Raw genomic sequence first — 18,292 nt, 5'->3', positions numbered from 1 at the left:
CGGCGCGAGCGCCTTCGGGCGGCCGGGCGGCGCCCACTGGACTACCCTCCTGCGAGCGCGCCGCCAGCGTCGAGGCCACCCGCGCCAGCGCCACCCGCCGCCGCATTGCGCGCGCGCAACTCGCGCAGTTTCTGCGCAATCCTGATCTCCAGACCGCGCTCGACCGGCAGGTAGAAACCGGGCTCGGGCATGTCCTCGGGCAGATAGCGCTCGCCCGCAGCAAAGCCATCTTGCTCATCGTGCGCGTAGCGATAGCCCCGGCCAGCCCCTAGCGTTTTCAGCAGCGCCGTCGGCGCATTGCGCAAATGCATCGGCACGGGGCGTGTGCCGTCTCGTTCGACCCAGGCGCGCGCGGCCTTGTAAGCCGTGTAGACCGCGTTCGACTTGGGCGCCACGGCCAGGTACAGCACGCATTCGGCCAGCGCCAACTCGCCCTCGGGGCTGCCCAGGCGCTCGTAGACCTCGCTGGCATCGAGCGCCAGGCGCAGCGCGCGCGGATCGGCCAGGCCCACATCCTCGGTGGCCATGCGCACCAGGCGCCGCGCCATGTAGCGCGGGTCGGCCCCGCCGTCGAGCATGCGCACCAGCCAGTACAGCGCAGCATCCGGGTCCGAGCCGCGCACCGACTTGTGCAGCGCGCTGATCGTGTCGTAGAACTGCTCGCCGCCCTTGTCGTAGCGGCGCAGGCGCTCGCCCAGCACCTTGAGCAGCCAGGCATCGGTGATCTCGGCCAGCCGCTGCCCGGCCGCTGCCATGGCCAGGGTCTCCAGCGTATTGAGCAGGCGCCGGGCATCGCCATCGGCGTAGGCCACCAAGCGCTCGACGGCCGCATCTTCAATGGCAGGCAGCGCATGCTGCGCCTGCGCCAGCGCCACGATCTGCTGCAAATCCTGCGCCGACAGCGGTTGCAGCACATACACCGTGGCGCGCGAAAGCAACGCCGAATTGACCTCGAACGACGGGTTCTCCGTGGTGGCGCCGATGAAGGTGAACAGCCCGCTTTCGACATGCGGCAGGAACGCATCCTGCTGGCTCTTGTTGAAGCGATGCACCTCGTCGACAAACACGATGGTGCGCTGCTGCATCAGTCCATCGCGCGCGGCCTCGGCGCGCTCGACCGCCGCGCGGATGTCCTTGACCCCGCCGAGCACGGCGCTGATGCTGATGAACTGCGCATCGAACGCATCGGCCATCAGGCGCGCAATGGTGGTTTTGCCGACACCCGGCGGCCCCCAGAGGATGCAGCTATGGGGGCGCCCCGACTCGAACGCCAGCCGCAGCGGCATGCCCGGGCCCAGCACATGCTGCTGGCCAACCACGGCGCCCAGGGTGTGCGGGCGCAGCCGCTCGGCCAACGGCTGGTGCTGGCCAGGGGAAGGGGTCGGTGTGGCGGTTGTCATCGAGGCTCCCGGGGGTACTCAAGCAAGTGCTGATGCCGATTGTTCACCACCGCCGGTGGCCGGGCGCGCGCGCCCTCCTGGCGGCTCAGGCAAGGCCCATCGAGCGCTTGTTCGCAGCACCGGTGACAGTGGCAAACAAGCGTAAAAGCGCTGGCAGAAAAAGGCCCGGCAGGTGCACATTCAATGGCATTGCACGAACGATTTTGCCACCCGGTGAGACCCCGGCGGCGGGCCGTTCGATGCCGATGGCAAGGCGGACGGCGCCATCACCGGGGCGCCGGCGCATAGGCCGCCGTCCATCGTCGGGCAAGCGCCCGATGCGGGGCCGGACGACGGGTTCTGGTTCTGAGCCGCCGATCCCGCCCTATCGCCCTATCGCCCTATCGCCCTATCGCCATACCGCCATGCCCCTTGCGGTCGCGCACGGCTCGCTCATTGCGCGATGACATCCGCCCCGGCGGGGGGGTTGAACTGGAAGGTATTGGCCGGCAGCGCCACATTCGTCTGCAGGCCCGTGAAGCGGATCACGGAGCGCTGGCCAAAGTTGTCCAGGATGTCGAGCACCGCCAGTTGCTCGCCGGCAAAGCCTACGCGCACGCTTTTGATCTGGCCGTCCCGGTTTTTCGGGCTGGCCTGCACCCATTGCAGGCCCTCTTGGTCGGGCAGGGCCTGGAGCGTGAACTCGGCCTGCAGCGCCGGCAGGTCGGGCGCCGAGGCCAGCAGGGCCGCCGGCGTGCTGCCCAGCGCCTGGGCCTGCGCCCGCCGGGTGACCTGGTTCAGGTCTGCGTCGTAGAGCCACAGGGTCTGGCCGTCGGCGACGATGGTTTGCTCAAAGGGTTTTTGGTAGACGAACTTGAAGCGCCCCGGGCGCTGGAACTCGAAGCGGCCGCCAGACAGCTTGGCGCGCGCCGTTTGTCCATCCTTGGGCGGCGCGGTCACGCTCTGGCTGAATTCGGCCCGGCCGGTCTGTGTGTGCTGCAGGAATGCCTCCAGGCTTTTCAGTCCGTCGGCGCTGGCGCCCATGGCGCTGCCGGCCATCACGATGGTGATGGCGCTGGCGATGATGGTGGCGATCTTTTTCACCGCAAACTCTCCTGGGGAGGGTGGATGGCCCGCTCACTCATTGTCATTGCGCGCGGGCACCAGCACTTCGCGCTGGCCGCCGCTGGCCAGGCTGCTGACCAACCCGGCTTTTTCCATGTCTTCGAGCAGGCGAGCCGAGCGGTTGTAGCCAATGCGCAGCTTGCGCTGCACATACGAGATGCTGGCCTTGCGGTCCTTGAGCACCACTTCGACGGCTTGGTCGTACATCGGGTCTTTTTCGCCGCCGCCCCCGCTTGCGCCGCCGTCCGCCGACAAATCCGCATCCGCGTCTGCGCTGCCACCTTCGAGCACGCCGTCGATGTAGTCCGGCGCCCCTTGCTCCTTGAGGTAGCTGACGACGCGGTGCACTTCTGCGTCCGACACGAAGGCGCCATGCGCCCGGATCGGCTGGCCCGTGCCGCTGGCCATGTAGAGCATGTCCCCCATGCCCAGCAAGGCTTCGGCGCCCATCTGGTCGAGGATGGTGCGGCTGTCGATCTTGCTGCTGACCTGAAAGGCGATGCGCGTGGGGATGTTGGCCTTGATCAGGCCGGTGATCACATCCACGCTCGGGCGCTGCGTGGCCAAGATCAGGTGGATGCCGGCAGCGCGCGCCTTTTGGGCCAGGCGCGCGATCAACTCCTCGATCTTTTTGCCCACGACCATCATCAAATCGGCCAGTTCGTCGATCACCACCACGATATGCGGCAGGCGTTGCAGCGGTTCGGGGTCTTCGGGCGTGAGGCTGAACGGGTTGTAGACGGACTGCGAGCGCGCCTTGGCCTCGTCGATCTTCAGGTTGTAGCCCGCCAGGTTGCGCACACCCAGCCGGCTCATGAGCTGGTAGCGGCGCTCCATCTCGGCCACGCACCAGTTCAGGCCGTGGGCCGCCTGTTTCATGTCGGTGACCACTGGCGCCAGCAGGTGCGGAATGCCTTCGTAGACCGACATTTCCAGCATCTTGGGGTCGATCATCAACAGCCGCACATCGCGCGCCTCGGCCTTGTACAGCAGCGACAGGATCATCGCGTTGATCCCCACCGACTTGCCCGAACCGGTGGTGCCGGCCACCAGCACATGGGGCATGCGGGCCAGGTCGGCCACCACCGGGTTGCCCACGATGTCCTTGCCCAGGCCCATGGTGAGCAGGCTCTTGGCCTCGTGGTAGGCCTGCGAGCCGAGAATCTCGGACAGGCGGATCGACTGGCGCTTGGCATTGGGCAATTCCAGCGCCATGTAGTTCTTGCCCGGGATGGTTTCCACCACGCGGATCGACACCAGACTCAGCGAGCGCGCCAGATCCTTGGCCAGGCCCACGATCTGCGCGCCCTTGACGCCGGTGGCCGGCTCGATCTCGTAGCGCGTGATCACCGGGCCGGGCATGGCCGCCACCACCCGCACCTCGACACCGAAGTCCTTGAGCTTTTTCTCGATCAGGCGGCTGGTCATCTCCAGCGTCTCCGGGGCCACGCTTTCTTGGCGCTGCAACGGGCCGTCGAGCAAATCCACCAAGGGCAGCCGGTTGTCGGGCATGTCGGTGAACAGGGGTTTTTGGCGCTCCTTGGCCACGCGCACGCTTTGCGGCACCGCCGCCGGCGCCAATTCGATGATCGGCACCGGCGGGGAATGCTGCTCCCCGATCCCGCTGCGCTCTTCGAGCACCACTTCGCGCTCGAGTGCCGCCTTGCGGCCCACGGCCTCATCCCTGGCCGCCTCGCGCCGGGCCAGGCGCGACAACACCAGGGCCTCGATGCGCTCGCCCAGACGCTGCGCCAGATGGCCCCAGGAGAAGCGAAACACCAAAGCGGCCCCCAGCACCATCAGCACGAGCGCCAGCAGCGCGGAGCCGGTGAACCCCAGCCATTGCACGCTGGCAGGCCCGATGTGGTAGCCCAGCACGCCGCCGGCATGGCCCCCTGGCAAAAAGCTCTCCCAGCGGTACAGGCGCGACCACTCCAGCGCGGTGCTGGCCGCCATCAGCAGCACCAGCCCGAGCCAGAAGATGGCCCGGCGGCGCCACGCCCGGGCCGCCACGGCGCCGTGCATCCAGCGCGCCAGCGACGCCAGCCAGGCGCTCAGGCCCGCCGCGACACACCACCACACCGAAAAGCCCAGTGCGAAGTAGCTGCCATCGGCCAGCCAGGCGCCCAGGCGCCCGACCCAGTTGGCCACGCCGAGGGTGGCGCTGGCGCCCGAGGTGGACCAGGCCGGGTCCTGCGCCGAGTAGCTGACCAGCGCCAGCAGCCAGACCACCAGGGCCAGCAGGCCCGACAACAGGCCGATCTCATGGCCAAAACGGGCCGCGCCCGTGCGCTGCGGCGACTTGGCCGCAGCCGATGCGTTCAAGGTATTGAGGCTATAGGTCATAAGCGTGGCGGGCGAGCTTACCCGATGCAGCCGTGGCGCTCGCCCGGGCGTCATCGGCAAAACCGCAGACAGCTTCTTACAATCGCCGGGATTGAAAAGGGCGCGGCCCGCAGCAATGTCCGCACCGAGACCCGGGATGCCCGCGATGCCCGCGCGACCCATGCCCGATCCCCGCCCTCCGCTCCCCCGGATTTTCCAACAGCGCCGCCGGCGCAAGACACAGGCCGATACATGTCCACCCCTACCGCCACCGCCGCAGCCACCACCCGACACGCGCAAGTCCTGATCCTCGGCTCAGGCCCGGCGGGCTACACGGCAGCGGTCTATGCCGCCCGCGCCAACCTGAACCCGGTGCTGATCACCGGCCTGGCCCAGGGCGGCCAGTTGATGACCACCACCGATGTGGACAACTGGCCCGCCGATGCCGATGGCGTGCAAGGCCCGGACCTGATGCAGCGCTTTTTGCAGCACGCCGAGCGCTTCAAAACGCAGGTCATCTTTGACCACATCCACCGGGCCGACCTCGGCCAGCGCCCATTCACCCTCAGCGGCGACAGCGGCACTTACACCTGCGACGCGCTGATCCTGGCCACCGGCGCATCGGCCAAGTACCTGGGCCTGCCTTCGGAGCAAGCCTTCATGGGCAAGGGCGTGTCCGGCTGCGCCACCTGCGACGGCTTTTTCTACCGCGGGCAGGATGTCTGCGTGGTCGGCGGCGGCAACACGGCCGTGCAAGAGGCACTGTATCTGTCGAACATCGCGCGCAAGGTCACGCTGGTGCACCGCCGCGACCGATTCAAGGCCGAGCCGATCCTGGTGGACCAGATCGGCCAGAAGGTCGCAGCGGGCAAGATCGAACTGCGGCTGCTGCACACGCTGGACGAAGTGCTGGGCGACCACAGCGGCGTGACCGGCGTGCGCATCAAAAGCACCCGGGACGGCAGCACGCAGAGCATTGCGCTGCAAGGCTGCTTCATCGCCATCGGGCACAGCCCGAACACCGACCTCTTCCAGGGCCAGTTGGCCATGGACAACGGCTACCTCATCACCCAGGGCGGCCTCAACGGCATGGCCACGCAAACCAGCGTGCCAGGCGTGTTTGCCGCCGGCGACGTGCAAGACCATGTGTACCGCCAGGCCATCACCAGCGCCGGCACCGGCTGCATGGCGGCACTGGACGCGCAGCGCTTTCTGGAGCAGGCCCGGAATTGATCGACCAGCGGGCCGCCCCGGCTACAATCTGCGGCTTTGCTGAATCGGGCCTGCCATTGCGAAAGCCGTGCAGCCCCCATTGCGGAGTCCGGAGTCCATCGGGGCCGTTGGGCAGATTTGGCAAATCGGGTTACCGCCACCCTTTTGGCGAGGTGAGGCCGCGCGCCGACCCATGCTTTGCCGGGAGTCTGTCCCGAAGGCATGAACAGGCGCCCGCAGGTGCCGACAGACACCCGCCAACGGCCGTTGAAAAAAGTATCGGAGTGTCCTCATGGCACGCGTGTGCGACGTTACGGGCAAGAAGCCCATGGTCGGGAACAATGTTTCCCACGCCAACAACAAAACCCGGCGCCGGTTCCTGCCGAACCTGCAATACCGCCGTTTCTGGGTCGAGACCGAAAACCGCTGGGTCCGGCTGCGCGTGTCCAGCGCCGCGCTGCGCCTGATCGACAAGAACGGCATCGACGCCGTGCTCGCAGACCTGCGCGCACGCGGCCAAGCCTGAAGCACCCAAGGAGAAGCACCATGGCAAGCAAAGGCGGACGCGACAAAATCAAGCTGGAATCGACGGCAGGAACCGGCCACTTCTACACCACGACCAAAAACAAGAAAACCATGCCCGAGAAAATGGCCATCACGCGCTTTGACCCCAAGGCGCGCAAGCATGTGCAATACAAGGAAATGAAGCTCAAGTGATGGGGCCTGACTGCCTTGCCCCGGCCGCCCGGCATCCCGCCCGGCGGCTTTTTTTGGGCGCCGGGCGCCGCCCATGCCGCCGGCAGGCCAACGCGCCGGGGGCGTCCTGACGCCGGGGCCAGACCCCGCATTCCAGCCCGACAGCGATTTTCAGCCCCCATGCGCCATCCCCTGCCCTACGCCTTCGCCCGCATGGCCCAGCTCCTGCTGGAGGACGACGGCCAGCAACTGGTGCTGTGGCATGGCCCCAGCCCGGATCCGGGCGCGCTCTCGGAAGTGCTGCGCAAACATGCGGTGCAGCAACTGCTGGCGCTGGACGCGCCGGCACTGGCCCAGCGCATCAGCGCCGCATATTCGCACAGCGAATCGAGCGCGGCCACGGTGGTCAGCGAGGTGCAAAGCGATGCCGACCTCTCGCGCATGATGCAGGAACTGCCGGCGGTGGCAGACCTGCTCGAATCGGCGGGCGACGCGCCCATCATCCGCATGCTCAACGCCCTGCTCACGCAGGCCGCGCGCGACGGCGCCAGCGACATCCATATCGAGCCTTATGAGCGGCATTCGAGCGTGCGCTTTCGCGTCGACGGCTCTTTGCGCGAAGTGGTGCAGCCCAACCGCGCGCTGCACGCGGCGCTGATCTCGCGGCTGAAGATCATGGCCGACTTGGACATTTCCGAAAAACGCCTGCCGCAGGACGGGCGCATCAGCCTGCGCCTGGGCACCAGGGCCATCGACGTGCGCGTATCGACCCTGCCCAGCGCCCATGGCGAACGCGCCGTGCTGCGCCTGCTCGACAAGAGCGAGAGCAAGCTCAGCCTGGAGGCCGTGGGCATGCAGGGCCAGACGCTGCGCCGCTTCGAAGGGCTGATCGGCCAGCCGCACGGCATCATCCTGGTGACCGGCCCGACGGGCTCGGGCAAAACCACCACGCTGTATGCGGCGCTCGGGCGGCTGGACGCGATGCGCAACAACATCATGACGGTGGAAGACCCGATCGAGTACGAACTGCCCGGCGTCGGCCAGACCCAGGTCAACAGCAAGATCGATCTCAGCTTCGCCAAGGCCCTGCGCGCCATCCTGCGCCAGGACCCGGACATCATCATGATCGGCGAGATCCGCGACTTCGAGACCGCGCAGATCGCCATCCAGGCATCGCTGACCGGCCATCTGGTGCTGGCCACGCTGCACACCAACGATGCGGCCAGCGCCGTCACGCGCCTGACCGACATGGGCGTGGAGCCGTTCCTGCTGTCCTCGTCGCTGCTGGGCGTGCTGGCCCAGCGGCTGGTGCGCAAGTATTGCAGCCACTGCCACGGCAACGGCTGCGGGCAGTGCGGCCAGACCGGCTACACGGGCCGCACCGGATTGTTCGAGCTGCTGGTGACGACCGACGCCATCCGGGCACAGATCCACAACCGAGCCGCCGAAGCCGACATCCGCGCAGCCGCCCTGCAAGCGGGCATGGCGCTGATGCGCGACGATGGCGAGCGCTTGATCGCCGCCGGCATCACCAGCCGCGAAGAAGTGCTGCGCGTGACGCGCGATTGAGGTGAGCGCAGGCCCGAGCGGCACAGCCGCAGCCGCGCCTCGACCTGCGCAGCGGGAGCGCCATGGCGCCTGCGCCGCGCATGGCCATCGGCACCGGGCTGACAGATCGATCCCGAGCGACCCGGCCGCTGCCGCCCGCGCTGCCGCGACGATCAGGCAACCCGGCGCCAGCACCCGGGCGCACGGCAGTGTCGCCGTGATGTCGATCGGGTTCGTGGTGCGCGCAAAGCCGGGCTCGCGCCCGCTACTGTCTGCGCTCCGCCTTCACGAACGATTTGGAAATGGAATCAGATCGACGCCCAGCCGCGCTAGTGTCGCGTCACGGATCAGATGTCGTAGGCTGCGCGCAGCCATCGGAGCGCAGCGCAAGGCGCATCGCGCAGCCCATACCGAGCTGTATTGGCAAGCGATGCAACGCCGCGATGCGCTTCGATGGCCAGCGCAGACCGACAGATGATCGGTGACGCGACACTAGCCACTCGGGCGGTGCACCGGCTGGCGCCGGCAGTCCGTTCCACGCAATGGTCTCGCGGCCCGGCAGACCGGATTGGGCCACGGTGGGCATGGGCAGACCGGGCGCCATCACTTGTGCAGCCCACGCTCGTCCGGCTCATCGGTCGAGATGCTGATCACGCTGCTGTGCTGGCCCTTGGCCTTGCGCCAGGCATACACGCCGTAGCCGCTCAGGCCATAGATCACGAACAAGCCGAACAGCACGATCGGCGGGTGGATATTGATCGCGGCAATGCCCAGCGCAATCAGCACGATGGCGGCAAACGGAACGCTCTTTTTCATCTGCACATCCTTGAAGCTATAGAACGGCACATTGGTCACCATGGTCAGCCCCGCATACAGCGTGAAGGCGAACATGATCCAGTTGATCTGCGCCCAGGTCAGCCAGATGTCCTGGCCCGGACGCACACCCAGTTCGGTCATGAGCCAAATGAAGCCCGCCACCAAGGCCGCCGCAGCGGGCGAGGGCAGGCCCTGGAAATAGCGCTTGTCGACCACCCCGGTATTCACGTTGAAGCGCGCCAGACGCAGCGCGGTGCAGGCACAGTAGACAAAAGCGGCAATCCAGCCCCAGCGGCCCAGGCCATGCAGCGACCATTCATAGGCAATCAGGGCCGGGGCAGCGCCGAAGGAGACCATGTCCGAGAGCGAATCCATTTGCTCGCCAAAAGCACTTTGCGTGTTGGTCAGGCGCGCCACGCGCCCATCGAGGCTGTCGAGCACCATGGCACAGAAAACGCCTATCGCCGCCATGTCGAAGCGCTCGTCCATGGCCATCACGATGGCATAAAAACCACCGAACAAGGCCGCCAGCGTGAACAGGTTGGGCAGGATGTAAATGCCCTTGCGGCGCTTGCGCACCAGCACTTCGCCAGGGCTTTCATGGAGTTCATTGCCGTCATGCATCAAACAGGTCTCCAGCGTTGGTTGTCATGCGCGAGTCGCCATTGAATTCATGGTCGTGCCAGGAATCGGGCGGATTGGGGGTCATAGACTACCTCTGTGATCGATTCATCCTGAATACGCCGAACAGCCTCGTCGATCACATGCAACGGCACCAAAAACCATTCCCTCGGCTTGACCGGATGCCCCAAGCGGTCTTCGATGGTCAAATCGAGTTGGGCTGCGCCAAACAAGCGGTGGAAAATGTTTTCCAGCCTGGTGCGGTTCAGGTTATGCAGTTTGTAGGTGGCGACGACTTCCACCTCGGCCGAAAGATAGGTGGCATCCTTTTCTGCCCCCGCAATGCGGGTTTCCATTTTGCCGCCCGTCACGCCGATTTTGTGAATCAGTTCGCGGTGTTCTGCAACGAATGGATGCCTGGACAGACTGCGCAGCACATAAACGAACCCGGATTCAATGTCGTCAGGCTCTGACATAGCGCCAAAAAGTGGCCCCGTATCCGGGTCGCTCAGGCGGCGGCCGGTGCTGTCCTTGTAGAGCGCCCGCTGTAGCGAACGGCGCAGCAAATTGCTTTCCGTGCCATTGGCGTAAATGAGGCGCAGGCGTGCGTCACTCGCGCCATTCGGGGCCTTGATGCTGCCGCCAACCTCGGCCACATAAGCGAGTTGCCCACCGATGATGAAGTAATTACCATCGGCAATGCTGGTATCGCGCCCGAAGCGCAGCGTTTTGCGAATGCCGGTTTTCAGTTCTCGCTCCGCCTGCTCGAACCCCGGTCGGAACCTCTCAAAATCTGCACATGGGGTGCGGTCGGCAATTTCCCCCGCCGCGCGCTTTGCAGTGCTGGAACGGACATGGCGCAGCATGGTGATGTCGTCCTGGTCGGCAGAGTCGTCAGCCACGCCCAACGCGGCCAGCAAGCTGTCTTCATCCATGCCAGCGGCAGGTGCGGCGCCAGACAACAGGCCATGGCTATCCAGTTCAGCCAGCAAGGTGCGCGCTTCAGGCAGCTTGCGTAACTGCTCCAGACGCACGGCATACAGGCGCTCAAAGATGTCGCGCCCCTGCCCATGCACCGGAGCGCGGCCATGCGCCTGATGAAATCGGAGAATGTCCTCAAAGCCCGCGATGATGCGTTCCTCGCGCGGGGTTCGGCTGGAGGCTTTGGGCGCGGGGATTTCTACCCCTAGCGCAGCCAGCAACTCGTCATCGTCCATATCAGCCATTGCCGGATTTTCCCTTCTCCTGAGCCGCCTTGGCCTGTGCACAGTAACGCGCCAGCGCAGCGACACCTTCGGCCATGCGCTTTTCCCACGCATCGGCTGCATGGATGTCTGGCCGGCGGCCACGCTCGTTCTTGAACTGCAAGGCGCGCTCTGCCAGTTCACGGGCTTCATTTTCGGGAATATTGATCTTCTTGGCGGCAATGCTGGCTTGTACCTGGCGCAGCAATTTTTCGTTCATCGTTTTCGCCAGCACCGCATAGGCGGCATCGAATGGATTGATGCGGTCGATCAGGTCAATATCCAGGTCGCGCACGTTGACGAACTTGCGCACCCCATCCAGCAACGCCGTGCTGCCTTGCGCGCTGCCGTTGGCATCGGCCTGGGCCAATAGCAACTTGGCCTGCTGCGTGACGTTCATGGCGGCGATGGCGTGTTGTCGAATGGCCTCCTGGTCAGGCGCGCTCAGTTCGGGATAACGCTCGCGCACGATTTTCCCCATGCGCAGTTGCGTGAGTTCTTCGGGCAGGGTGTTTTCCCTGTCGAACAGGCCGCGCTCCAGCACGGTTTTATCCTGCAAGAAACTGGTGACGACTTCGTTCAAGTCCTCCTTGCAGATGCGCGTGGCCTCCGGGCTTTGCGGTGTTGCCAGCCCATTGATTTCCACATGAATCTGGCCGGTATCCTGGTTCACGCCAAGATTATGACCACCGGCCTCGTAGCCTTCTTCGCCGTAATCGAAGCCCGTCTTGGGGCCGCTGTTCTTTGGTGCAAACTCATAGCGCGGGGCCAGCACCTGTTCCATCAGCAGGCTGGCAGAAATGGCCTTGATCATGTCGTTGACCGCCTCGGCCACAGAGGATTGTTCGGCCGCAGGTTCGGCAATCAGATTGGTAAAGCGGGCGCGCTCCTTGCCGACGGCATCACGGGTGGCGCGGCCAATGATTTGCACAATTTCGGTCAGGCTGCTGCGGTAGCCGATGGTCAGCGCGTGTTCGCACCAGATCCAATCGAAGCCCTCCTTCGCCATGCCAAGCGCAATGATGACATCCACATGGTCGCGCTTGTCCTTCTGGGCCGGGTCTTTCAGCGCCATCAGCACACGCGAGCGCTTCGCCTGATCGCTGTCATCCACCAAATCTGCAACCTTCAACATGCGCCCAGCGCTGGTTTGCACCCGATGGAAGCCGGTGGCAGGGTCCATACCCTTCCAATCGCCCAGCGCGGACATGATCTCATTGACTTCGCGCTCCTTGTCTTGCAAGCTCGCGCGCGAATTGACGTTGGGGATGTGGACGATGGTTTTCAATGCCGGGTCCAGCACCTTGGCAACGGCATCGACATACCGGCCCGCATAGAAGAAATAGCCAATATCCAGCGATTTGAGCCAGCTATAACCATTGAGTTGCTCGTAGTAGGTGTAAGTGATGGTTTCAAATCTGGCTTCATCAGTGGGGCCCAGCACAGCCGCGCTGTCGCCACGGAAATAGGAACCGGTCATGGCCACCAAATGCACCTTGTCGCGGGCGATGAACGCACCCAGTTGACTGCCCAGTTTGTTGTCCGGGTTGCTGGAGACATGGTGAAACTCATCGACGGCAATCAGGCGCTCGTCAAAAGCCTGAACGCCCAACTCCTCCACCGCAAACCGGAAGGTGGCATGGGTGCAAACCAACACCTGGTCAGCGCTTTCCAGAAAGCTGCGCACCGCGCCCACCTTGGACTTGGCCACACGCGGTTCGTCCACGCCAGGGATGTTGCACAGATTCCATTGCGGGGCTACCTGCCAGTCCCAGTAAAAGCCATGCTGACGCAGTGGCGCATCGGCAAAGCTGCCGCCAATGGAACGCTCAGGCACCACGATGATGGCTTGCCGCAAGCCCTGGTTGTTGAGCTTGTCCAGCGCAATGAACATCAACGCACGCGACTTGCCCGAGGCCGGCGGCGATTTGATCAGCAAATACTGCTCGCCGCGCTTGGCATAAGCACGCTCTTGCATGGGGCGCATTCCCAGCGCGTTGGCCTTGCTGGAAGCGCCCGTGCATGCCGTGGTGATGGACACCGACGGCACGGTGCAGGCGGGGTTGTCGACAGGGCTATTCATTCGGCTTCTTCCCCCGTGGATGTGTTTTCATCACCCGCCAGTTCGCGCTCGATTTGTTCTATGCTGGGCAAGCTGGTTTGCAACTCGGCAGGCAGGGACGCGAGCAGTTTGTATTCGGCAATCCCCATAGGCTGGGTCTTGTCGCCCAGGGCATATTCGGCGACCACCTTGTTTTTGCTCTTGCAGAGCAAGAGGCCGATGCTTGGATTGTCGTGTTCGCTTTTCACCTGGCGATCCACTGCCGTCAGATAAAAGCCAAGCTGCCCCAGATGCTCGGGCTTGAACTTGCCGCCCTTGATTTCGATCACCACATAGCAGCGCAGTTTGAGGTGGTAGAACAGCAGGTCGATAAAAAACTCGTCGCCGCCCACATCCAGCAGCACCTGCCGCCCGACGAACGCAAAGCCCGCGCCCAGTTCCAGCAAAAATTCGGTGACATGTTTCACCAAGGCGTGCTCGATCTCCCTCTCCTGCGCATCGTCGCTCAGGCCCAAAAAGTCGAAACGGTACGGGTCTTTCAGCGACTCGCGGGCCAGATCTGATTGCGGTTTGGGCAGACTGGCATCGAAGTTGGTGACCGCCGTGCCGTTGCGCTCCAGCAGACGGGTTTCGATCTGCATCACCAGAATATTGCGCGACCAGTTGTGCTGGATGGCTTTAGCTGTGTACCAGCGGCGCTCTGCCTGCGTGTTTAATCTGTCCAGCAAGACCAGATTGTGACCCCAAGGCAATTGTGCAGCAGCCTGTTGCACAAATTCCGCATCCGGCCACGCCTCGGCAAACGCGCGCATGTACTTGAGATTGCGCGGCGAAAACCCTTTCATATCGGGAAAGGCGGCGCGCAAATCCTGCGCCAACCGCTCGATCACCTTGGCACCCCAGCCCTGCGCAGCCTGCCGCGCCAGAATGTCGCGCCCGATTTGCCAGTACAACAACACCAGTTCACGGTTGACCGCCAGCGTGGCGCGCTGCTGGGCGGTGTGGATACGGCCTTTGAGATCGGCCAGCCAGTCGGCATAGCCTTCGGGCGGCTGGGTCAGGCTGATGGGGTTATCGCTCATGCGTGCCTTGTCGAATTCGTCATGGGCTTGGGATTGGTCATTTTGACATACGGATCAAACTGTGCAGATGGTAAACCTGCGTGCGGTAGTTCTTGCCATCGGCGGCAGTTGTCAAGGATTCCTTGACAACTGAATCCGGGTTCAGTTCTCCGTCTGCAAAGATGTTTTTTGCGTGGAGGTTGACATTTTGCTTGGTGGCCTGGATCAATTCAGCGATTTCCAGTTGGTTCAGCCAGATGCTATCGGCTTCCACCCTGAGGTTGATTCGGGTTCTGCCATCCTCGGAGGTGTACATGATCAAGCTGCTCATGCTTTATTTTCCTTTGCTGGCATCCTGGGTTTGGATTTTGCTGCGGTCATTTTGGTGTACAGATCAAACAACTTCTCCAATCGCTCGGAGTCGTTTTTGAAGCGACGCCCGATATAGATGCGCTCCAGCACCTCGTCGTTATGTTCGTGGGCGTGGCGCAGATTCTCTGGCATCTTGTCGGGGTCGTACAGATCGGCGATGGTGGCGGGGAAGTGCACCTCGCGTGCCAGCAGGATATCCTCGGCGCAACGGGTCAGGTCGGTCTTGTTCTGCTCGGTTAGCAACGGGACGGGGAAGGTGTTCCAGCCGAGGGTGTTGGAGTAGCGATATCGGGTCTCAAGCCTGCCGCAGACGGTCGCAATCCATATCAGGTGAAGGCGTGAGGCGATCAGCGCCATGTTCCAAAGGGGGGCGTCGTACATACCAAAACTTAGATTTGTAATAACTACCGACTCTCCCAATAAACCACAAGGCAAATACTTACGCTCCTCCGATGAAATACTTGGAACCACGATAGTGTGTTGCAAGCCTGTAGTCATTTCCCTGAATTGATGCGGTCGGGCTGCCATTTTGTTGGCGCCTTTGTCTCGACTCGCCAGTCGCACTGCTCGCACGCCTTCAATGCGTTGCCGAATCGACCTGATGCCTCTCGCCTCATCCAGGTCGCGGTCTTCAATCCACAAACAGTATCGTGCCAAGCCACGGATGAACTCTGCTGAACCATAGATACGGCGAATAAGACGAGCCTGTTGTTCTGATGTAAGCCCCAATGCCGTTACCTCATCGCCAGATAGCAACAGATGACCACCATCGACAGGCTTATTCCCATAGCTCATATCATGCAAATCAGCAAGGGCTTCTTGTTGACTGGTGACAGTGATGCTTTCTCCGGTTGTGAGGTAAGGCGTGATATTGCCCGCATCCCTTATTAGCGTCTCACCACTATCGCCCAAATCAAAAAGGTAGCGTTTCTTCGATTTCGCTTGGGAAAGCCCAATGATGGCAACGGTTACGCCGGCATTATGGCTGGCAAGATTGGTCCATTTGAATGAGGTGTGCGCAAAACGAATGACAGAACCTGTTGCGAGAATCGTTGGCCAAAGTATGGGTGCAATGCTGCCTTGGCATATTGAGTTGGTGCTCACGAATGCAGCATCTGCCGTTGTGTGCTGAGCATACTCGGCAGCTTTCATGAACCAGCCAGCAACGTAGTCGAGGGATTTCCAGTTTCGGGTGTAATGATCAAATATGGCTTTGAGATCGTTCTTTTGCTCCTTCGATTGCCATGTGCTTCCCAAGTACGGCGGATTGCCACAGATATACGTCTCCCCGCCTTCGTTCTTGAAATCGATTTCCGACTGATCGAGCGGCATACCAAACAGATCATCCGCCACCAGTTTGGCCCCTGTCCCTGTTGACGGGCAAACGCTCAACCAATCCAGCCGCAACGCATTGCCGCAGATAATCCAGTTCTGCGCATCCAGGGGCAAAAACTCCGCCAGTGCCTCCTTCTGACCACGATACAGCACATCGCACTGAAACTCGGCAATGATGAGCGCCAGGCGCGCAATCTCTGCCGGAAAGTCGCGCAACTCGATGCCCCGGAAGTTGGTCAGTGGAATCTCGCTGCCCCAATGCGGCTCGCCCCGGCGGCGGTTGATTTCCGCCTCGATTTCGCGCATTTTCTTGTAGGCGATGACCAGAAAATTTCCAGAGCCGCAGGCCGGGTCGAACACCCGGATGCGCGCCATGCGCTTGCGCAGGTTCAGCAGCTTGCGCTCGTTCTCTCCGGCCTCTGCCAACTGGGCACGCAAATCATCCAGAAACAATGGATTCAACACCTTCAGGATATTGGGCACACTGGTGTAGTGCATGCCCAATGCACCGCGCTCCTCGTCGTCGGCCACGGCCTGAATCATGCTGCCGAAAATGTCCGGATTGATTTGCCGCCAATTCAACCCGCCAGCGTGCAGCAAGTAAGTGCGCGCCATGCGCGTAAAGCGCGGCACGTCGGTGCTACCGGAGAACAGGCCGCCATTCACATAAGGGAAGCCATCTGCCCAGTGGGGCAAGCGGGGTCGGGCATTGGCGCGCTCGGCAGGCCCGATGTTCATGGCGCGAAAAATTGCCTCCAACACTTCATGGGTATTGGCGCCGTCGCACTCGCTCATCTGCTCCACAGTCTGGGTGAACAGGCCGTTGCCATTGAAGATGTCGGTGTCTTCGGCAAAAAAACAGAAAATCAGGCGCGCCATGAAATGGTTCATGCCGTGGCGGCGCTCGCTCGTGGCCCAGTCCGGGTTGTTATTCAGCAGTTCGACGTACAGCTTGTTCAGGCGCCCGGTGGCCTTCACGTCGATGGGGTTGTCCTTGATCTCCTCGATGGTGGAGATGCCGGCCAGCGGCAGGAAGAAGCCGAAATGCCCGGGAAAATCCGAATAAGCGCAGGCGATGGTTTCACCGCCAGCCAGATCTTCAGCCTCGAGCGTCTGGCCGTCGGTGGCGAGGATGAACCTGGCTTTGGCTTTCGTGGTGGCCGGGCTGTCACGCAGTGCCGCAAGGGTCGCGCCCACGGTGCCGGGCGCGCATACCGCCAGATGAATATGGTTGCGCTGGAGCACGCCACCGGGCACATCCGACGCATTGCTGTTGCCGGTGCGCAGGCGCTTGAGGGTCGTGTCTTTGTTGCCAAAGGCGGCCAGGAAGGCGAATGGAAACTCCTGCCTGTCAAAGGGCTGGGGCGCCAACTCCGAGATGGCGGCTTCGATTTCTACTGCATTCATGCCTTGTTGGAGGCGGGCGCCCCCGCGCAGGACGACCCGCCTCTTGCTTGCGATCAGTTGCGCGTCTGGTCGACCAGCTTGTTCTTGGCGATCCAGGGCATCATCGCGCGCAGTCGGGCGCCTACCACTTCGATGCTGTGCTCGGCGGTGTTGCGGCGGCGGGCGGTCATGCTCGGGTAGTTCAGGCGGCCTTCCTGGATGAACATCTTGGCGTAGTCGCCGTTCTGGATGCGCTTGAGGGCATTGCGCATCGCCGCGCGCGATTGCTCGTTGAGCACTTCGGGGCCGGTCACATATTCGCCGTATTCGGCGTTGTTCGAGATCGAGTAGTTCATGTTGGCAATGCCGCCTTCGTAGATCAGGTCGACGATCAGCTTGAGCTCGTGCAGGCATTCAAAGTACGCCATTTCAGGGGCGTAGCCGGCTTCGATCAGGGTTTCGTAACCCATTTTGATCAGTTCGACCGCGCCGCCGCACAGCACGGCCTGTTCGCCGAACAGGTCGGTCTCGGTCTCTTCCTTGAAGTTGGTCTCGATGATGCCGGCCTTGCCGCCGCCGTTGGCCATCGCGTATGACAGGGCCAGGTCGCGGGCCTTGCCGGATGGGTCTTGGTGCACGGCGACCAGGTGGGGTACGCCGCCGCCCTGGGTGTAGGTGCTGCGGACGGTGTGGCCGGGGGCTTTGGGGGCGACCATCCACACGTCGAGGTCGCTGCGCGGCACGACCTGGTTGTAGTGCACGTTGAAGCCGTGGGCAAAGGCCAGGGAGGCGCCTTGCCGGATATGGGGCGCTACGTTGCGCTGGTACACCTCGGCGATTTGCTCGTCGGGCAGCAAGACCATGACCACGTCGGCGCTCTTCACGGCGGTGTCGACTTCCAGCACGGTCAGGCCGGCCTTGCCCACCTTGTCCCAGGAGGCGCCGCCTTTGCGCAGGCCGACCACGACCTTGACGCCGCTGTCGTTCAGGTTTTGGGCATGGGCGTGGCCCTGCGAGCCATAGCCGATGATGGCCACGGTCTTGCCCTTGATCAGGCTCAGGTCACAGTCTTTGTCGTAGAAAACTTTCATGGGTCGCTCCGGTTGAAAT

Annotated in this window: 16 protein-coding genes; 4 read left to right on the top strand and 12 right to left on the bottom strand. The window is 63.0% G+C overall.

Translation table 11 applies throughout. The annotated features are described in order from the left end of the window. Positions 1-41: 41 nt before the first annotated feature. The 4 genes from VEIS_RS08575 to VEIS_RS31090 all read right to left on the bottom strand — a co-directional run bounded on the left by VEIS_RS08575 (position 42) and on the right by VEIS_RS31090 (position 4,850). Positions 42-1,400, bottom strand: a complete 1,359-nt coding sequence (locus VEIS_RS08575; protein WP_011809522.1) for a replication-associated recombination protein A — start codon at positions 1,398-1,400, stop codon at positions 42-44. 85 nt (positions 1,401-1,485) lie between these two features. Then, positions 1,486-1,686: a hypothetical protein gene (locus VEIS_RS28455; protein WP_157048446.1), complete on the bottom strand. Its 201-nt coding sequence runs from the start codon at positions 1,684-1,686 to the stop codon at positions 1,486-1,488. Between the two features lie 146 nt (positions 1,687-1,832). Then, positions 1,833-2,483 (bottom strand): outer membrane lipoprotein chaperone LolA, encoded by a 651-nt coding sequence (gene lolA, locus VEIS_RS08570; protein ID WP_011809521.1) that lies wholly within the window; start codon positions 2,481-2,483, stop codon positions 1,833-1,835. 33 nt (positions 2,484-2,516) lie between these two features. Next, entirely contained in the window at positions 2,517-4,850 is a 2,334-nt protein-coding gene (locus tag VEIS_RS31090; protein WP_011809520.1) for a DNA translocase FtsK, read from the bottom strand. Positions 4,851-5,081: 231 nt separating this feature from the next. Between VEIS_RS31090 and trxB the strand changes: the two genes are divergently transcribed. From trxB to VEIS_RS08545, 4 genes are all read left to right on the top strand, one after another. Next, the gene (trxB, locus tag VEIS_RS08560; protein ID WP_011809519.1) at positions 5,082-6,062 is read left to right on the top strand and encodes a thioredoxin-disulfide reductase; all 981 of its coding nucleotides are present in this window, start codon (positions 5,082-5,084) and stop codon (positions 6,060-6,062) included. A gap of 271 nt (positions 6,063-6,333) precedes the next feature. Next, positions 6,334-6,567 (top strand): 50S ribosomal protein L28, encoded by a 234-nt coding sequence (rpmB, locus tag VEIS_RS08555; RefSeq protein WP_011809518.1) that lies wholly within the window; start codon positions 6,334-6,336, stop codon positions 6,565-6,567. A gap of 20 nt (positions 6,568-6,587) precedes the next feature. Further along, complete coding sequence (rpmG, locus tag VEIS_RS08550) at positions 6,588-6,758, top strand: 50S ribosomal protein L33 (RefSeq protein WP_011809517.1); 171 nt, start codon at positions 6,588-6,590, stop codon at positions 6,756-6,758. A 159-nt stretch (positions 6,759-6,917) separates the two neighbouring features. Further along, the gene (locus tag VEIS_RS08545; RefSeq protein WP_011809516.1) at positions 6,918-8,306 is read left to right on the top strand and encodes a GspE/PulE family protein; all 1,389 of its coding nucleotides are present in this window, start codon (positions 6,918-6,920) and stop codon (positions 8,304-8,306) included. Positions 8,307-8,625: 319 nt separating this feature from the next. On the opposite strand, the gene VEIS_RS30375 is transcribed toward VEIS_RS08545, so the two are convergent. The 8 genes from VEIS_RS30375 to ilvC are packed head-to-tail and all read right to left on the bottom strand — an operon-like array spanning position 8,626 to position 18,273. After that, complete coding sequence (locus tag VEIS_RS30375; RefSeq protein ID WP_232287883.1) at positions 8,626-8,871, bottom strand: hypothetical protein; 246 nt, start codon at positions 8,869-8,871, stop codon at positions 8,626-8,628. A gap of 17 nt (positions 8,872-8,888) precedes the next feature. Further along, positions 8,889-9,725, bottom strand: a complete 837-nt coding sequence (gene pssA / locus VEIS_RS08540; RefSeq protein ID WP_011809514.1) for a CDP-diacylglycerol--serine O-phosphatidyltransferase — start codon at positions 9,723-9,725, stop codon at positions 8,889-8,891. 47 nt (positions 9,726-9,772) lie between these two features. Further along, on the bottom strand, positions 9,773-10,948 hold the full coding sequence (locus tag VEIS_RS08535) for a GIY-YIG nuclease family protein (RefSeq protein ID WP_011809513.1): 1,176 nt from the start codon (positions 10,946-10,948) through the stop codon (positions 9,773-9,775). Beyond that, positions 10,941-13,049, bottom strand: a complete 2,109-nt coding sequence (locus VEIS_RS08530) for a DEAD/DEAH box helicase (protein WP_011809512.1) — start codon at positions 13,047-13,049, stop codon at positions 10,941-10,943. The genes VEIS_RS08535 and VEIS_RS08530 overlap by 8 nt, the downstream gene beginning before the upstream one ends. After that, a complete protein-coding gene (locus tag VEIS_RS08525; protein ID WP_011809511.1) occupies positions 13,046-14,110 on the bottom strand; it encodes a PDDEXK nuclease domain-containing protein in 1,065 nt (354 codons plus the stop codon). The genes VEIS_RS08530 and VEIS_RS08525 overlap by 4 nt, the downstream gene beginning before the upstream one ends. Positions 14,111-14,147: 37 nt before the next feature. After that, positions 14,148-14,420: a DNA-binding protein gene (locus tag VEIS_RS08520; RefSeq protein ID WP_011809510.1), complete on the bottom strand. Its 273-nt coding sequence runs from the start codon at positions 14,418-14,420 to the stop codon at positions 14,148-14,150. Continuing rightward, positions 14,417-17,203, bottom strand: a complete 2,787-nt coding sequence (locus VEIS_RS08515) for a class I SAM-dependent DNA methyltransferase (protein ID WP_011809509.1) — start codon at positions 17,201-17,203, stop codon at positions 14,417-14,419. Before VEIS_RS08515 ends, VEIS_RS08520 begins: the two co-directional genes overlap by 4 nt. A gap of 53 nt (positions 17,204-17,256) precedes the next feature. Continuing rightward, on the bottom strand, positions 17,257-18,273 hold the full coding sequence (ilvC, locus tag VEIS_RS08510; protein WP_041949903.1) for a ketol-acid reductoisomerase: 1,017 nt from the start codon (positions 18,271-18,273) through the stop codon (positions 17,257-17,259). Positions 18,274-18,292 lie beyond the last annotated feature (19 nt).

This window comes from Verminephrobacter eiseniae EF01-2, assembly GCF_000015565.1.
GTDB classification, from domain to species: Bacteria; Pseudomonadota; Gammaproteobacteria; order Burkholderiales; family Burkholderiaceae_C; genus Acidovorax; species Acidovorax eiseniae.
Note: the sequence above shows the minus strand (reverse complement) of the source record. Positions and strands in the feature narration are given on the sequence as shown.

What these genes read in the sequence shown, in the direction of transcription:
- VEIS_RS08525 (WP_011809511.1), bottom strand. Translation starts at nt 14,110, where the DNA reads ATGAGCGATAACCCCATCAGCCTGACCCAGCCGCCCGAAGGCTATGCC.
- trxB (WP_011809519.1), top strand. Translation starts at nt 5,082, where the DNA reads ATGTCCACCCCTACCGCCACCGCCGCAGCCACCACCCGACACGCGCAA.
- VEIS_RS08530 (WP_011809512.1), bottom strand. Translation starts at nt 13,049, where the DNA reads ATGAATAGCCCTGTCGACAACCCCGCCTGCACCGTGCCGTCGGTGTCC.
- VEIS_RS08520 (WP_011809510.1), bottom strand. Translation starts at nt 14,420, where the DNA reads ATGAGCAGCTTGATCATGTACACCTCCGAGGATGGCAGAACCCGAATC.
- VEIS_RS08545 (WP_011809516.1), top strand. Translation starts at nt 6,918, where the DNA reads ATGCGCCATCCCCTGCCCTACGCCTTCGCCCGCATGGCCCAGCTCCTG.
- VEIS_RS08515 (WP_011809509.1), bottom strand. Translation starts at nt 17,203, where the DNA reads ATGAATGCAGTAGAAATCGAAGCCGCCATCTCGGAGTTGGCGCCCCAG.
- rpmB (WP_011809518.1), top strand. Translation starts at nt 6,334, where the DNA reads ATGGCACGCGTGTGCGACGTTACGGGCAAGAAGCCCATGGTCGGGAAC.
- VEIS_RS08535 (WP_011809513.1), bottom strand. Translation starts at nt 10,948, where the DNA reads ATGGCTGATATGGACGATGACGAGTTGCTGGCTGCGCTAGGGGTAGAA.
- VEIS_RS30375 (WP_232287883.1), bottom strand. Translation starts at nt 8,871, where the DNA reads ATGCCCACCGTGGCCCAATCCGGTCTGCCGGGCCGCGAGACCATTGCG.
- VEIS_RS08575 (WP_011809522.1), bottom strand. Translation starts at nt 1,400, where the DNA reads ATGACAACCGCCACACCGACCCCTTCCCCTGGCCAGCACCAGCCGTTG.
- VEIS_RS28455 (WP_157048446.1), bottom strand. Translation starts at nt 1,686, where the DNA reads ATGCGCCGGCGCCCCGGTGATGGCGCCGTCCGCCTTGCCATCGGCATC.
- VEIS_RS31090 (WP_011809520.1), bottom strand. Translation starts at nt 4,850, where the DNA reads ATGACCTATAGCCTCAATACCTTGAACGCATCGGCTGCGGCCAAGTCG.
- pssA (WP_011809514.1), bottom strand. Translation starts at nt 9,725, where the DNA reads ATGCATGACGGCAATGAACTCCATGAAAGCCCTGGCGAAGTGCTGGTG.
- rpmG (WP_011809517.1), top strand. Translation starts at nt 6,588, where the DNA reads ATGGCAAGCAAAGGCGGACGCGACAAAATCAAGCTGGAATCGACGGCA.
- ilvC (WP_041949903.1), bottom strand. Translation starts at nt 18,273, where the DNA reads ATGAAAGTTTTCTACGACAAAGACTGTGACCTGAGCCTGATCAAGGGC.